The sequence below is a fragment of the Streptococcus infantis genome (assembly GCF_047464215.1).
In the GTDB taxonomy this organism is placed as follows: domain Bacteria; phylum Bacillota; class Bacilli; order Lactobacillales; family Streptococcaceae; genus Streptococcus; species Streptococcus infantis_P.
Map to the genome: position 1 here is coordinate 1 of NZ_JASHCG010000011.1, position 14,140 is coordinate 14,140.

At 39.6% G+C, this 14,140-nt stretch carries 16 protein-coding genes and 1 pseudogene; 13 read left to right on the plus strand and 4 right to left on the minus strand.

All coding sequences use genetic code 11. From position 1 onward, the window contains the following. Nucleotides 1–249 precede the first annotated feature (249 nt). A complete protein-coding gene (locus QM469_RS07285) occupies nt 250–819 on the minus strand; it encodes an MptD family putative ECF transporter S component (protein ID WP_414276409.1) in 570 nt (189 codons plus the stop codon). Between the two features lie 131 nt (nt 820–950). On the opposite strand from QM469_RS07285, the gene QM469_RS07290 reads away from it, so the two are divergent. The 13 genes and pseudogenes from QM469_RS07290 to QM469_RS07350 all read left to right on the plus strand — a co-directional run bounded on the left by QM469_RS07290 (nt 951) and on the right by QM469_RS07350 (nt 11,068). After that, nucleotides 951–1,802 carry an Rgg/GadR/MutR family transcriptional regulator gene (locus QM469_RS07290; RefSeq protein ID WP_371559633.1) on the plus strand — a complete coding sequence of 284 codons (852 nt, stop codon included), beginning with the start codon at nt 951–953 and terminating at the stop codon, nt 1,800–1,802. 189 nt (nt 1,803–1,991) lie between these two features. Then, complete coding sequence (locus tag QM469_RS07295; RefSeq protein WP_049548748.1) at nt 1,992–3,239, plus strand: transporter; 1,248 nt, start codon at nt 1,992–1,994, stop codon at nt 3,237–3,239. Nucleotides 3,240–3,319: 80 nt separating this feature from the next. Further along, the gene (hisS, locus tag QM469_RS07300) at nt 3,320–4,600 is read left to right on the plus strand and encodes a histidine--tRNA ligase (protein ID WP_049548749.1); all 1,281 of its coding nucleotides are present in this window, start codon (nt 3,320–3,322) and stop codon (nt 4,598–4,600) included. After that, nucleotides 4,600–5,067: pseudogene (locus QM469_RS07305) on the plus strand (hypothetical protein). Before hisS ends, QM469_RS07305 begins: the two are co-directional and overlap by 1 nt. A 9-nt stretch (nt 5,068–5,076) precedes the next feature. Further along, nucleotides 5,077–5,283 (plus strand): helix-turn-helix transcriptional regulator, encoded by a 207-nt coding sequence (locus tag QM469_RS07310; RefSeq protein WP_049508780.1) that lies wholly within the window; start codon nt 5,077–5,079, stop codon nt 5,281–5,283. Beyond that, a complete protein-coding gene (locus QM469_RS07315) occupies nt 5,283–5,486 on the plus strand; it encodes a hypothetical protein (RefSeq protein WP_414276410.1) in 204 nt (67 codons plus the stop codon). The genes QM469_RS07310 and QM469_RS07315 overlap by 1 nt, the downstream gene beginning before the upstream one ends. Next, nucleotides 5,483–5,833 (plus strand): PspC domain-containing protein, encoded by a 351-nt coding sequence (locus tag QM469_RS07320; RefSeq protein ID WP_414276411.1) that lies wholly within the window; start codon nt 5,483–5,485, stop codon nt 5,831–5,833. Before QM469_RS07315 ends, QM469_RS07320 begins: the two co-directional genes overlap by 4 nt. A gap of 6 nt (nt 5,834–5,839) precedes the next feature. After that, nucleotides 5,840–6,583, plus strand: a complete 744-nt coding sequence (locus tag QM469_RS07325; RefSeq protein WP_414276412.1) for a DUF3169 family protein — start codon at nt 5,840–5,842, stop codon at nt 6,581–6,583. A 55-nt stretch (nt 6,584–6,638) separates the two neighbouring features. Beyond that, nucleotides 6,639–7,352, plus strand: coding sequence for a DUF3169 family protein (locus tag QM469_RS07330; protein ID WP_414276413.1), 714 nt, complete (start codon nt 6,639–6,641; stop codon nt 7,350–7,352). A gap of 9 nt (nt 7,353–7,361) precedes the next feature. Next, nucleotides 7,362–8,003 carry a lysostaphin resistance A-like protein gene (locus tag QM469_RS07335; RefSeq protein ID WP_414276414.1) on the plus strand — a complete coding sequence of 214 codons (642 nt, stop codon included), beginning with the start codon at nt 7,362–7,364 and terminating at the stop codon, nt 8,001–8,003. 18 nt (nt 8,004–8,021) lie between these two features. Continuing rightward, the gene (locus QM469_RS07340; protein ID WP_281335254.1) at nt 8,022–8,237 is read left to right on the plus strand and encodes a hypothetical protein; all 216 of its coding nucleotides are present in this window, start codon (nt 8,022–8,024) and stop codon (nt 8,235–8,237) included. A gap of 148 nt (nt 8,238–8,385) precedes the next feature. Beyond that, nucleotides 8,386–10,149, plus strand: a complete 1,764-nt coding sequence (aspS, locus tag QM469_RS07345; protein ID WP_281335255.1) for an aspartate--tRNA ligase — start codon at nt 8,386–8,388, stop codon at nt 10,147–10,149. Continuing rightward, entirely contained in the window at nt 10,127–11,068 is a 942-nt protein-coding gene (locus tag QM469_RS07350) for a YitT family protein (RefSeq protein WP_281335256.1), read from the plus strand. The genes aspS and QM469_RS07350 overlap by 23 nt, the downstream gene beginning before the upstream one ends. A 122-nt stretch (nt 11,069–11,190) precedes the next feature. On the opposite strand, the gene QM469_RS07355 is transcribed toward QM469_RS07350, so the two are convergent. The 3 genes from QM469_RS07355 to QM469_RS07365 all read right to left on the minus strand — a co-directional run bounded on the left by QM469_RS07355 (nt 11,191) and on the right by QM469_RS07365 (nt 14,140). Next, nucleotides 11,191–12,177 carry a LacI family DNA-binding transcriptional regulator gene (locus QM469_RS07355; RefSeq protein WP_281335257.1) on the minus strand — a complete coding sequence of 329 codons (987 nt, stop codon included), beginning with the start codon at nt 12,175–12,177 and terminating at the stop codon, nt 11,191–11,193. A gap of 9 nt (nt 12,178–12,186) precedes the next feature. Further along, nucleotides 12,187–12,987, minus strand: a complete 801-nt coding sequence (locus tag QM469_RS07360) for a DUF1189 domain-containing protein (RefSeq protein ID WP_414276415.1) — start codon at nt 12,985–12,987, stop codon at nt 12,187–12,189. A 310-nt stretch (nt 12,988–13,297) separates the two neighbouring features. Continuing rightward, on the minus strand, nt 13,298–14,140 hold the full coding sequence (locus tag QM469_RS07365; protein ID WP_045613887.1) for a sugar ABC transporter permease: 843 nt from the start codon (nt 14,138–14,140) through the stop codon (nt 13,298–13,300).

Consider the following 14,140-nt stretch of genomic DNA (forward strand, 5'->3'; position numbering starts at 1 on the left):
ATTCACCAGATTTGAATCCTATTGAGCAGGCTTGGGCTATCTTGAAAAAGAAAGTGACAGATTTATTAAGGGAAGTCCCCAATATCTTTGAATCATTAGAGTGCTTTTTTAAAACTAAATAACTATATTAGAGAAAATAAAAAAACTCTTAAAAATAGCATGTATCAGCATTTCTAAGAGTTTTCAAGATGTAGTAAAATTACCGAAAGGGTTTGTCTACCCACTGAGAGCCGTGTGGCTCTTTTTATATCACATTTTATCTGCGAATTTCTTACTCAGCGCTTGTCCGATCAAGGCACCAAGTAAAGCACCAATGAGGACACTTGCTACAAAGAAAAGGATGGTAGTGAGATTTGGTGCAACCATGATGCGGTCGATATAGTCCTGGGATTTTCCACGAGCTACTAGAGTTGCGATATAGGCTTGAGGTGCCAACCACATGAGTAGGATGGGACCAGTGGTGCCAAAAGCAAAAACTAGGAAGGAAAGAAGGTTCTTGACCTTATCTTTGTAGTGGCCAAGATGAGCAATGCCATCTGCTGCAAGACCGCATATGATTCCTGGAAGAAAGGCACCAGCACCATGCTTGCTTCCGAGGAAAAATAGAGAAATTACAAGTCCAATCGTAGTAATCGCTCCAAAACGAGGCACTTTTTCTAAAAGGATCATATAGACGCTACCGCCCACAAGAGCAGAAAAGGCAGGGGCGTAAAACATATTTCCAGTGTGGTCGACAAGGTTTCCTAGTAGAACACCCACTCCGATACAGAGAAAGTAGACAAGGGCAGCTACAAGGGTCGTCAAGATATTCTTTTTCATAAGTTCTCCTTCGTATATCTGATGTTATTCATTGTATCATGCCTGTGGCAGATTGTAAATGCTGGTTTGGAACTAGTATTTATTAGGAAATGTGGTAAAATAGGAAAAAATAAAAGACGAGTGGTAAGAGGATGAAGAATTTAGGAAAAGTTTTTAAAGAGCTACGAGAATCAAGAAAAATTTCTTTGAGAAAAGCAACAGGTGGACGATTTTCAGCATCCTTATTGTCGCGTTTTGAAAATGGTCAGAGTGAAATATCTGCTCCAAAGTTAATCACAGCTTTGGAGAATATTCATGCGAGTATGGAAGAATTGTTATTTTTGGCGAGAGGTTTTCATCAGGATGCCTATTCTGAATTTAGAAACAGAATAGTTGAGGCTATTGACCCTCAAGATTTGACATCCTTGCGCACTCTCTACCAGAGAGAGTATCAACAACTTCCTTTTTCAAAAGATAGACAGCAACACATTCTCAATGCTATTTTAATAAAATCCTATATGAAAGCCATTGATGAGACGGTTACATTGACCGCTGAGGAAGAAAGAGTCCTACATGATTATCTATTTTCTGTCGAAATTTGGGGACACTATGAATTGTTGTTCTTTTCTTCCTGCTCTCCTCTTTTGTCGGTCCAGCTTTTTACAAAGTACACTCGAGAAATGTTGCGGAAGTCAGATTTCTTGCAAGGAGTTGGGAAAAATCGAAATATGATGCACACCTTGCTCCTCAATGCTTTTATGGCCTGTATTGAAATTGATGATTTTACCAATGCCCTCTATTTTAAAAAACAAATTGAAAAGAACTTCTTTGAAGAAAATGAAACCTATTTTCGAATAGTCTACCTCTGGGCAGAAGGTTTGCTTGATAGTAAGCAAGGAAGAGCAGAGGAAGGGCAGAGAAAGATGGAGGACGCTCTCCGTATTTTCGATATGATTGGTTGTAGCAGATCTGCTGACTATTATAGAAGCGCCATGAAGTGTTAAATATCTGCAACTAGATAAAATAACTTGAAACGATAGGACTGTGAAGATACTGATTAGCATTAGATAAATTCTATCGTTTTCGTTATCAGTTTAGTCTGTTGCATATATTCAAAAATATCTTCTCGTAAGATTCTTGATGCTATACTAGAGCTACCATAAAAGTAGTATGTGCGAAAGAGAGGAATCTATATGAAACTATTACTAAGAAATCAAGCATACAGAGTTTTGAGTTTATCACGATTTTTCAATGCTTTTGGAGCTTCCATTTTTAATTTAGTATTTGTGGTCTATGCCTCAACTTTGCCAGAGGCTTCTGTTGCTGTTGCCATGGCTAATGTTGTGATGATGCTTCCAACTCTTTTTACAGTTTTTGTGGGAATTCGGGCAGATTATACCAAGGACAAGGTCAAATGGATGACCTATGTCGGTTTATTTCAGGCGGTTTTATTTTTTCTAGCAGCCCTAGTTGTTCAGCAAGCTAGTTTCTTTGCCTTTTCGACCCTTTGCCTCATCAATGTCCTTAGTGATGTAGCCAGTGATTTTGCTGGTGGCTTGCGAATGCCTCTCGTTAAAGAAAAGGTAGCAGAGTCAGATCTGATGGAGGCCTATTCCTTTTCTCAGTTTATTACCTACATCTCTGCGATTGGTGGCCAAGCTTTTGGAGTTTGGCTATTAGGGGTGTCAACACAGAACTTTTCGCTCGTAGCGGGAATCAATGCCATATTTTTCCTAGTGTCAGCTCTCATTCTCTTTTTAGGAAGGGCTGAATTAAGCTTATCAACTCCACTTGTTGATAGTAAATCACTGAAAAATGAGAAACTTTCTATCAAAGATCAATTTTTAACGATTTACCGAAACTTACGTCTCGTTTTTCTTAAAAGTGGACAGAAAAACTTTGGTTTTATGCTCTTTGCTATCTTGATTATCAATGCTTTGGGTGGTGCCTTAGGTGGTATCTATAACATCTTCCTTTTAAATCATTCCTTACTGAATTTTTCCTACAAGGATGCATTGTTTATCTTACAATTGATTACCTTATTAGCGGTTATCATCAGTAGCCTTACGGGCAATGATTATTTTGGGAAGCAATCTCTGCCTAGATTGATGATGTGGGTTACATTAGGAGCCAGTCTAGTTGGTCTATCTAATTTGTTAAACCAAGTCTTGCTCGGGATGCTTTTCGTCTTTTTTACCATGTATGTTTCTGGGAAAATTTCTCCAAAAATTAGTGCTCTGCTCATGAAAAATCTTGCTCCAGAGGTTCTCTCTCGTACTAGTAATTTTTTAGGTTTGTTGTTTACTCTATCTATACCAGTGGGGACGGCCTGTTTTTCACTGGTGGCAGTATGGGATATACAGTTAACATGGGCTCTGTTTGTTGGGCTTTCCTTGCTTGCGATTCTCCTAGCTAGTCTTAACCTCAAAAATGAAATTTAGGTGTTAGTCTTCTTTTCACACTGTCGCTATCCCTTCATTTATGGTAAAATAGGACTATTAAGTTAGAAAGAGGATTCCCTATGAAATTACAAAAACCAAAAGGAACGCAGGATATTTTACCTGCTGAGTCTGCCAAATGGCAGTACGTTGAAGGCTTTGCGCGTGAAATCTTCAAACGCTACAACTACGCAGAAGTACGTACCCCAATTTTTGAGCACTACGAAGTCATCAGTCGTTCTGTTGGAGACACAACGGATATCGTAACCAAGGAAATGTACGATTTTTACGACAAGGGAGATCGTCATATTACCCTCCGTCCAGAAGGAACTGCTCCAGTCGTTCGTTCTTATGTGGAAAACAAACTCTTCGCCCCAGAAGTGCAAAAGCCAAGCAAGTTCTACTACATGGGTCCAATGTTCCGCTATGAGCGCCCACAAGCAGGTCGGTTACGCCAATTCCACCAGATTGGTGTGGAGTGCTTTGGCTCTAGCAATCCAGCTACCGATGTAGAAACGATCGCTATGGCAGCCCACTTCTTGAAAGCAATCGGCATTCAAGGCATCAAACTACATCTCAACACTCTTGGAAATCCTGAGAGCCGTGCGGCCTATCGTCAAGCCTTGATTGACTACTTAACACCGCTCAAGGAGACCTTGTCTAAGGATAGCCAACGTCGTTTGGAGGAAAATCCTCTCCGTGTCTTGGACTCTAAGGAAAAAGAAGACAAGGTAGCTGTGGAGAATGCACCATCTATCTTGGATTACCTGGATGCAGAAAGCCAAGCTCACTTTGATGCTGTTCGTCAGATGTTGGAAAATCTCGGAGTAGCCTATATCATCGATACCAACATGGTGCGTGGTTTGGACTACTATAACCACACGATTTTTGAGTTTATCACAGAAATCGAGGGCAATGACTTGACCGTCTGTGCGGGTGGTCGCTATGATGGCTTAGTTGCCTATTTTGGTGGTCCTGAGACTGCTGGATTTGGTTTTGGACTTGGTGTAGAGCGCCTGCTTTTGGTCCTTGAAAAACAAGGTGTAGCACTTCCTATCGAAAACGCCCTAGATGTCTATATCGCAGTCTTGGGAGAAGGAGCAAATGTTAAGGCCTTGGAATTAGTACAGGCTCTTCGCCAACAAGGTTTCAAAGCAGAGCGTGATTACCTTAACCGCAAGCTTAAAGCTCAGTTTAAGTCAGCCGATGTCTTTGCGGCTAAGACTATCATCACTCTAGGAGAGAGTGAAGTCGAAAGCGGACAAGTGACAGTTAAGAATAACCAAACTCGAGAAGAAGTTCAAGTTTCGCTTGGTGCTATCAGTCAAAACTTCTCAGAAATCTTTGAAAAACTAGGATTTTAATAGCATATAAACTGGTCAGGATACTATTCCTGACCGTTTTCTTTTGCAAAATGACAAAAATCTTAAACTTTTTGACAAATATACTTGTCAAAAATAAAAAGATGTGTTACAATGAAATCAAGTTAAGAAAAGTATAGCAGAAAGGAACGATTATGTGGGCATTAGGATTTGTACCTCTTGTGTTTATGTTTTATCTCTATCATACCCAAAGGGTCAAGAAACTAGAGAATAAAATCAAAAGAATTGAGCAAAAACAGAAAGGAAATAAAGAAATGTCAAGATTATTAAAAGAATTGATTGGGAAAAAACCAACAATCTTTGGACAAGTTTTTGGGACAGACAATTGGGAAGTTGTAGATGTTGATGAGGAGTGGGTCAAGCTACGCCGTGTAAATAAAAAAGGAAAAGAAAAATTCAAACTACAACGCATTGAGGATATCCAAACGATTCAATTTGACGGAAAGTAGGTGTGTGACATGCAACTAAAAAATCGTCTAAAAGAGCTTCGGGCTCGCGATGGCCTTAATCAAACTGAACTGGCCAAGCTAGCAGGCGTGTCCAGGCAAACCATCAGTTTGCTAGAACGGGATGAGTACACGCCATCCATCGTCATTGCCCTGAAGATTGCTCAGATATTCCATGAGCCAGTCGAGTCGGTCTTTCGCTTAGAGGAGGATGAGTGATGAACAAGTATAAAGGGATTTATTATCTATGTATCGTTGTGTTTATTGTGAATCTTTTGGCTATGATTGGAACCCTATTTGGTTGGTTTACAATCGTCGAAAGTAAGTATCTCTTCTGGATAAATTTAGTGCTACTATTAGTCTTTAGATGGGTAGAGAAAAAAATAAAGTTTAAAGAGCTCGTAAAAGGAGAAAAGTTATGAAAGAGTTTTTAGCAGGTTTTCAAGTAGATACTGAAGACAAAGCACTTGCAGGTGTTTGTGCAGGTTTAGGAAATTATTTTAACATCCAAACCAACATCGTTCGTTTGGTGACGCTCTTCTTGTTTCTCTCTTCGACGGAGATGGGGATTATAACAGTGACCCTCTATGCTTATCTAGCAGGTTGGCTAGGTAAAGAGCAATTAGGAGATGGAGCAAAAAAAGCAAGAAATCAAGCTATTCTCTTGTTTGCTGTTTGTTTGATTTTAGTATCACTTGGAACAGATGGTTTGACAGCAATTTATGAATCAGGTAAAACCTTTGGTCAGTGGTTAGTTGGATTGGTTTAGAGGGGGATGAAAATGAAAAAGAAACGTGGATTATTATTATTTTTAGCAGCTGTTGTCTTTGGAGGTTTCTTGGGCGGTTTTGTAGGGATGTTTAAGGCCGGTGCCGAATCCTACGAAGTTATTTTAGATGTAAAAGTCTTGATACCCTGGATATCAACTATTTGTTTACTGTTAGGTTTCATTAGCATTCTTTTGACATTCAATTTCTTAAAGAAAAGCAGAAAATTTCATTCCTTGTATCAAGAGGAAATGGATGATGACCTGAATGAAACCTATTATGTGCAAATGTACCGGAATCTTGAGTTTGGTAACATTGCTTTTAATATTACAAACGTAGCGATTTTATTGGCTCTCTTTATTTCAGCAAGTGAAGTGGTTATACTAAATAGAAGCAATCTAACCTTATCTCTTTCTTTTTTGGGATTAGTATTGATTTTTAATGTTCAAAAATATTTTTATAAAACCATTGCGATTGTTCGCCAGTTTGATATGGTATTTTTCTCTATGCCAAAGGATATCTTAGGTTATGTCAATTCTTACGATGAAGGGGAGCGCCAGGCTAATTTGGAACAGAGTTTTCGGATTTTATTCCAATTACATCAGTATGTCTTGCCAGCTTTGTACTTTCTGATTGCTCTCTTTTCCTTACTGACAGGAGAGATTCAGTTACTAGCCTTCTTGCTTGTCGGAGCTATCCATGTTTATATCAATGTGATGCAGTTACCTATGGTGAAACGTTATTTCAAATAGGAAAGATCACTGAAACTACTTAAGGTTATTGGCTAGTTTAGATAGAGGTTAGAAAATGAATAATAATCGTAGATGGTTGAGAGTAGTAATGTGTATGTTAAGTGCTTTTGTAGTAGCCTTTGCCTACACTCTTAGAGGGATAGTTGAACAGATTCAAATGGAACAAGTCTTACCTACTATTTATGGACTTGCTCTCGTTATTGGAGGACTTTCCTTTGTTTTAGCCATGTATTATCTTGGTAAAAGTCGCGAAGTTTATACTCTTTATCAAAGGGCGACAGAGGAAGAAGATAGTGACCAGACCTATGTAAGAGCTTATCGTTACTTGGATTATGGTTCAGTTTCTTCCAATGTTTTGATGATAGCAATGATGACTAGTGGGATCATACTGATTTCTCCGATATTTAAAAATACCTTGCTAATTCTTCCTACTCTTATTCTATTATGCTTATACATTATTGTTGCCAATTACTTGTTGCGAACTATTTTTATCGTTCGACACTATAAACTGTCTGCTTATTACACTCCAAAAGATATTTTAGATTATCTTAACAGTTATGATGAGGGAGAAAAGCAGGCAGAGATGGAGAGTGCCTTTTTAACTCTGTTTAGGCTGGATCAAATTATACTGCCCGCACTCTATATTTTATTGATAGTATTATCAGTTATTTTACGAGAAATACAATTGGTCGCCTTAGTTCTTTTGATTATCATCCATCTTTATATAACTATCGCACAATTAAGAAAAACAAAACGTTATTTCAAATAGGAGAATCTTATGAAAACACTTAAAAACATTGGCTGGTTTGTTCTAGCTTTCTTATCATTTTTGTTTATCTACGGTTTTATTCAGGCTTTACCTCTGATTGCTCTTGGTTCAGGTGCACCTATAGTCGGTGTTCTTCCGCTTTATATTCTATTAGCAGGAGCTTTTACCTTCTTAACATACAAGTGGTATAAGACAGGAACTGTTACGATAGAAAAAACGGGCCTTAACAAATACATCTGGTTGCCTGCCTTGGTATGGGTCCTTATCATTGTTGTACAAACTTTCTTACCAAATGATCCATCTGTCAGTCAACAGACGGCAGAACAATTGACTCATAATCAACCTCTCTTCTCTTTCTTCATGATTGTTGTCTTTGCACCCCTGACAGAAGAGTTAACCTTTAGAGGGATGTTGGCTCGCTATGTCTTCCCTCAACAGGATAATGTCAAGCAGACAGCTCTCTTCCTACTTGTAAGTAGTATCATTTTTGCTCTTGTTCATTTCCCTGGCACTCCTCAACAATTCCTAGTTTATGCTTCACTTGGTTTTAGCTTGGGATTGGCTTATGTTAGTAAGGGTGGTCTGGCTTATAGTATGGGATTGCATGCTTTGAACAATTTAATTTCATTTGTGATGATAATGATGCTATAATAGACTCAGGAGGAAGTCATGAAACGAGTGATATTATTAGCAGTGATTCAGGCAGTTGTACTCTTCTTTATTATTGGAGCGCTTGCCTATGCTTTTAAAGGGGATTTCTTTTATAACCATCTAGCAGTTATCTTTGCACCAATCGCAGGTATTATGCGATTTGCGACAGCCTATGCAACGGAGATTGTTCTCCCTAAAAAGGCTGCAGAGATTGCTGAAAAGCGAAAACAATAAAGAAATACCAAGTAAAATAAGATCCAGCGAATGACTTTGCTGGATTTTTTCATTTATAGCAGGATTCTTCTCAACTTTTCTGATGATTTTCATGAAGAGCCTGCGCTTTTATGGTAAAATAGTAACAGAATAAAAGAGGAGATAAAACATGAAACGTAGTATGTATGCTGGTCGTGTTCGTGAGGAACACATCGGACAAGAAATTACCTTGAAAGGATGGGTTGCCCGTCGTCGTGACCTTGGTGGTTTGATCTTTATCGATCTTCGTGACCGTGAAGGAATCATGCAGTTGGTTATCAACCCAGAAAAAGTATCTGCAGAGGTGATGGCAACAGCTGAAAGCCTTCGTAGTGAATTTGTCATCGAGGTGACTGGTCAGGTTGCTGCACGTGAGCAAGCCAATGATAAGTTGGCGACTGGAGCAGTTGAACTGAATGTAACAACTCTTACTGTGCTTAATACAGCCAAAACAACACCATTTGAGATTAAGGATGGCATTGAGGCAAACGACGATACACGTCTACGTTACCGCTACCTTGACCTTCGTCGTCCAGAAATGTTGGAAAATCTTAAACTTCGTGCCAAAGTAACACATTCTATCCGCAACTACTTGGATGAGTTGGAATTTATCGATGTTGAAACGCCATTCCTTTCTAAATCAACGCCAGAAGGGGCGCGTGATTATTTGGTACCATCTCGTGTTAATAAAGGGCATTTCTATGCTCTTCCTCAAAGTCCACAGATTACAAAACAGTTGTTGATGAATGCTGGATTTGACCGTTACTACCAAATCGTCAAATGTTTCCGTGATGAAGACTTGCGTGGTGACCGTCAACCAGAATTTACCCAGGTCGACTTGGAAACTTCATTCTTGACTGAGCAAGAAATCCAAGACATCACAGAAGGCTTGATTGCGCGCGTGATGAAGGAAACCAAAGGCATCGAAGTAACACTGCCATTCCCTCGAATGAAGTATGACGATGCTATGGCTCTTTACGGTTCTGATAAGCCTGATACTCGATTTGATATGTTGCTTCAAGACTTGACAGAAGTTGTCAAAGGTGTTGATTTCAAAGTCTTCTCAGAAGCACCTGCTGTAAAAGCCATTGTGGTCAAAGGAGCTGCGGACAACTATTCACGTAAAGACATTGACAAGATGACAGAAGTAGCCAAGCAGTACGGTGCTAAAGGTCTTGCTTGGGTCAAGGTCGTTGATGGAGAATTAAACGGACCAGTTGCCAAATTCTTGACTGGCACCCAAGCAGAATTGACAACAGCACTTGGTCTTGAAGATAAGGACTTGGTTCTCTTTGTAGCAGATACGCTTGAAGTAGCTAATGCAACTCTTGGTGCCCTTCGTGGACGTATTGCTAAAGAACTAGGATTGATTGATACTGACAAGTTCAACTTCCTTTGGGTTGTTGACTGGCCAATGTTTGAATGGTCTGAAGAAGAAGGCCGTTATATGAGTGCCCACCATCCATTTACCCTTCCTCAAGCAGAAACTGCTCATGAGCTTGAAGGTGATTTGGCTAAGGTTCGTGCCATTGCTTATGATATCGTCTTGAATGGTTATGAACTTGGTGGTGGTAGTCTTCGTATCAACCAAAAAGAACTTCAAGAACGTATGTTCAAAGCTCTTGGTTTTTCAGCTGAAGAAGCAAATGACCAGTTTGGTTTCCTTTTGGAAGCTATGGACTATGGATTCCCACCACACGGTGGTTTGGCTATCGGACTTGACCGTTTTGTCATGTTGCTCGCTGGAGAAGAAAATATCCGCGAAGTCATCGCCTTTCCTAAGAACAATAAGGCAACTGACCCAATGACGCAAGCACCATCAACAGTAGCTCTTAAACAACTAGAGGAACTTAATCTACAAGTAGAACAAGATGAAACAAACGAAACTAACTAAAAAGTGGTACCATTATCTTCGTCGCTTTGCGTATCGAGTAAAGATTTTGCGTGTTTTACAAAGTATTTCTCGAGAAAAATACGATGAAAAAATCTCAGCTTCTCTGGTATATGGTTTTCTATCAGCAGTAGCCGTCAATTTCTTCTTCCAACCAGGGCACGTTTATTCAAGTGGTGCGACAGGTTTGGCCCAGATTATATCTGCCCTTAGTAACCACTGGTTTGGTTTTCATTTCCCGATTTCAGTAGCCTTTTATGCCATCAATATTCCTCTCATGATTTTGGCCTGGTATCAAATTGGACATAAGTTCACAATTTTTACCTTTATCACGGTATCTATGAGCTCGCTCTTTATCCAGTTTGTGCCTGTGGTGATCTTAACAGAGGATCCAATCATCAATGCCCTTTTTGGGGGTGTTGTCATGGGACTGGGGATTGGCTTTGCTTTACGTCATAACATCTCCAGTGGTGGAACAGACATTGTCAGCTTAACCATTCGTAAGAAGACTGGTCGTAACGTCGGAAGTATATCTTTCTTGGTTAATGGTACAATCATGTTGATTGCAGGGGTGACCTTTGGTTGGAAATATGCCCTTTATTCCATGATTACCATCTTTGTCTCAAGTCGTGTGACAGATGCAGTTTTCACCAAGCAAAAACGCATGCAGGCTATGATTGTCACTAGCAATCCAGATGCCGTCATTGAGAAGATCCATAATAAATTGCACCGTGGAGCAACCATGATCCATGATGCTGAAGGAACTTATAATCACCAGCGTAAGGCTGTTTTGATTACGGTTATCACTCGTGCAGAGTTCAATGATTTTAAATTAATCATGAAGCAAGTCGATCCAACAGCCTTTGTTTCTGTTTCAGAAAATGTTCATATCCTAGGCCGATTTGTCGAAGTCGAAAACTAAAGATTTCAGGACATCTTCAAATTCCATTAGTGATACCTTGCTCTAGTTTACTAATAGTTATTTGTAACAATGAATAGAACGAAAAACCCAACTCTTGAACACATTGTCAGAGTTGGGCTTTTTTATTTTTCAACGATTTTGTGGGCAATCACTTGACGATAGCAGATTTGACGATTTTCTTTGGTATCGCTGATGATTTGCAGGATGGTTTCAAATGAAGTACGTCCCAGAGAGAGGCTATTGATATCCACATAGGCCGCTAGGTTTAATCTTGGATTAACAGAATCAAAGCTGAGTACAGGGATATTGAGATTGTGATCGTTGAGGTAGTTACAAACACCTTCAGCTAAGAGGCTATCTGTTGTAATGATGGCATCAGTTTGAGGATCATGTTTGAAGAGACGTTTACTAAATTTATATCCCTTTTCTTCAAGAAATTCATCTGCAAAGAAGGTACGTTGACTATCAAGAGGAAGTTTGTGTTCTTGAAGGGCTTGTTCGTAACCTGTTAGACGATCCTGCGTAACGTAGAGTTTCTTGGCTCCACCGATGAAAGCGATTCGATTACATCCTTTCTTAATGAAGTATTCGGTTGCATCAAAACCAGCTTGAATATTATCGTTGTCAACAAGTGGAATAAAAGGGGATAAGGATTTTCCAAGGATGAGGAAAGGAAATTGCTCTTCTGAGACTAATTTTACCAAGGGGTCATTTTCTTGGGCATACAAGAAGATAAGACCGTCTACACGCTTTCCATAGACCATCTGTGAAATTGCATTTAAGCGTTCTTTTTCATCTTTTCCGGTTGCAATCTGGATGGCATAGTGATTTTCTGAAGCAACTTGTGCAATACCACGTAGGACAGAAGGAAAGAAAGGATTTTGATAGAAGGCATCGGAGTCGTCTGGAAGAACTAAACCAATGACCTGCGTATAACTACTAACCAAGCTTCGGGCATTGAGGTTAGGATGATAATTGAGCTCTTTCATTGTCTTTCGAACTCGTTTTTTAGTCTCATCGCTAATGGTTGATTTATTTTGAATAACACGGGTTACGGTTGAGGGTGAAACCCCTGCAGCCTTGGCCACGTCTTTAATCGTAACAGGCATAATAATCTCCTACTTATGGTAGTCTGGATCACGGAAATGCGTTTTGTAAAAGATAGTGACCAGGTATAGAACAAATAAAATGTTTTGAACAGTAATTAAAGTTGCCATATTTTGGCCTAGGAGACCGAGAATCATGGCAAGTAAGGTTGGTAATCCTAAACAGTTCAAAATGAAATGATAGCACTCTTTATAGCTTTTAAATGAAAAGAGACGTGATTTTTTCGTAAAGTAGAGCAAGAGGCTAGAACCTAGAGAAACGATGAAAAAATTAAGTCCAAAGAGGAAGCTAGAACCTAACACAAGAAAGAGACTAACATAGACACGATTCTGTTGATACCAGTCTTTAGAAATGGCTTGTGTTAAGCTTTCCTTGCTTTGGAAGCTCTCGGTCGTGATCGCATGATAGCGAATACTAGTCAATTCTTTTCCTTGCTTACTGATGACGAGTTGCTCAGGTTCAAAGTTAAGAAGTAGTTCCTCAGGAAAGTTTGCACTAGAAGCGTCTCCGATTTGAACAGAAACTTGATGAGGGGTTGAACCAGTGTAGCTTAGCTTCCCATCATTAATCTGAGTATTCGCAGCTAAATCTTGTACGACATCGTCCGTCAGAGGAGAGTAGACATCATCGATGAAGGTTTCTAAAGGATAGGTGTCCTGAGAGCTGTTCTGGATGGCAATAGGCACCATAGACAAGCTAATCAAGAAAATACTGGTAAAAATCAGTTGAAACCAGTTTAGACCAAAACGATGAGAGAGGGGCTTACGGAATCCCCAAATACTATTAAAATAAGAAAACGGATATGGTAACATAAATCTCTTTCTATAGGCATTTTTCTATACGAGTATTATATAGAGAAATGGGTTTTATTTCAAGCAGGGGATACGAATCCTTGTTGAAAGTAGACTATTAATAAAATTTATCAACTAACAATGAGGGGATTCTCAATAATCTCTTGTTTCTCACCAGACTATATAAGCATTAGTTTATACTCAATGAAAATCAAAGAGCAAACTAGGAAACTAGCCAAAGGCTGTACTTGAGTACGGCAAGGCGACGTTGACGCGGTTTGAATTTGATTTTAGAAGAGTATTAACAATGAAAAAGGGTGGCGGGGGTATATTACCCCTTGTCGCCACCGCTTGTAAGTCCTGAAACGAAGTTCTTTTGTAAGAAGAAGAAGAGTGTACAGATTGGAAGAGCGATGAGGATAGCACCTGCTGAGAAGTAGGCAATCTTCAAGTTCTTCGCATTGTTGACGAAGGTTTGGAGACCAACGGCAACTGTAAAGTATTCTTTCTCACGAAGCAAGAAACTAGAGAGGATATAATCTCCGAAAGGTCCCATGAAGGCCCAGAGTGCTTGTACAGCAACCATTGGACGAACGAGAGGGAGAACGATTTGCCAGAAGCGGCGGAAGTGTCCTGCACCATCCAGTTTTGCAGATTCATCGAGAGACATTGGCACGGTGTCAAAGTAACCTTTCATCAACCAAGCGTTCATAGGGATACCACCACCTACATATAGGAAGATGAGGAACCAGCTATGGTTAAGGGCATTTAACATGAGGGCCATAACGAAGAAGGCAGTCAAAGCAGCCATTGTTGGCACCATTTGGATAATCAAGAAGAAGACCAAACTTTGTTTACGAGCCAAGAAGTTGTAACGGCTGTAAGCATAACCAGCAAGCACGATAATACTTGTCTGAACGACCATAGTGATCAAAGCGATGATCAAAGTATTAAGGTACCAGGTACCGTACAAGGTTTCTGTAAAGAGCCCTTTGAAGTTATCAAGACTAAAGTTGACATTGCTGTCGAGTTTAAAGGCCACAACGTTACCAGCCTTGAAGGCAGACATAATCGTGATTAAAAGAGGATAGATAATGACGATTGAAAGTCCGATCAAGTAGAGGTAAGTGAGGGTTTGAGTCAGTCTACGTTTTAGTTTGATTGAGTTATTCAT

Excerpts from the sequence above, each read along its gene's own strand:
- QM469_RS07285 (WP_414276409.1), bottom strand. The coding sequence starts at position 819 with ATGAAAAAGAATATCTTGACGACCCTTGTAGCTGCCCTTGTCTACTTT.
- QM469_RS07290 (WP_371559633.1), top strand. The coding sequence starts at position 951 with ATGAAGAATTTAGGAAAAGTTTTTAAAGAGCTACGAGAATCAAGAAAA.
- QM469_RS07295 (WP_049548748.1), top strand. The coding sequence starts at position 1,992 with ATGAAACTATTACTAAGAAATCAAGCATACAGAGTTTTGAGTTTATCA.
- hisS (WP_049548749.1), top strand. The coding sequence starts at position 3,320 with ATGAAATTACAAAAACCAAAAGGAACGCAGGATATTTTACCTGCTGAG.
- QM469_RS07310 (WP_049508780.1), top strand. The coding sequence starts at position 5,077 with ATGCAACTAAAAAATCGTCTAAAAGAGCTTCGGGCTCGCGATGGCCTT.
- QM469_RS07315 (WP_414276410.1), top strand. The coding sequence starts at position 5,283 with ATGAACAAGTATAAAGGGATTTATTATCTATGTATCGTTGTGTTTATT.
- QM469_RS07320 (WP_414276411.1), top strand. The coding sequence starts at position 5,483 with ATGAAAGAGTTTTTAGCAGGTTTTCAAGTAGATACTGAAGACAAAGCA.
- QM469_RS07325 (WP_414276412.1), top strand. The coding sequence starts at position 5,840 with ATGAAAATGAAAAAGAAACGTGGATTATTATTATTTTTAGCAGCTGTT.
- QM469_RS07330 (WP_414276413.1), top strand. The coding sequence starts at position 6,639 with ATGAATAATAATCGTAGATGGTTGAGAGTAGTAATGTGTATGTTAAGT.
- QM469_RS07335 (WP_414276414.1), top strand. The coding sequence starts at position 7,362 with ATGAAAACACTTAAAAACATTGGCTGGTTTGTTCTAGCTTTCTTATCA.
- QM469_RS07340 (WP_281335254.1), top strand. The coding sequence starts at position 8,022 with ATGAAACGAGTGATATTATTAGCAGTGATTCAGGCAGTTGTACTCTTC.
- aspS (WP_281335255.1), top strand. The coding sequence starts at position 8,386 with ATGAAACGTAGTATGTATGCTGGTCGTGTTCGTGAGGAACACATCGGA.
- QM469_RS07350 (WP_281335256.1), top strand. The coding sequence starts at position 10,127 with ATGAAACAAACGAAACTAACTAAAAAGTGGTACCATTATCTTCGTCGC.
- QM469_RS07355 (WP_281335257.1), bottom strand. The coding sequence starts at position 12,177 with ATGCCTGTTACGATTAAAGACGTGGCCAAGGCTGCAGGGGTTTCACCC.
- QM469_RS07360 (WP_414276415.1), bottom strand. The coding sequence starts at position 12,987 with ATGTTACCATATCCGTTTTCTTATTTTAATAGTATTTGGGGATTCCGT.
- QM469_RS07365 (WP_045613887.1), bottom strand. The coding sequence starts at position 14,140 with ATGAATAACTCAATCAAACTAAAACGTAGACTGACTCAAACCCTCACT.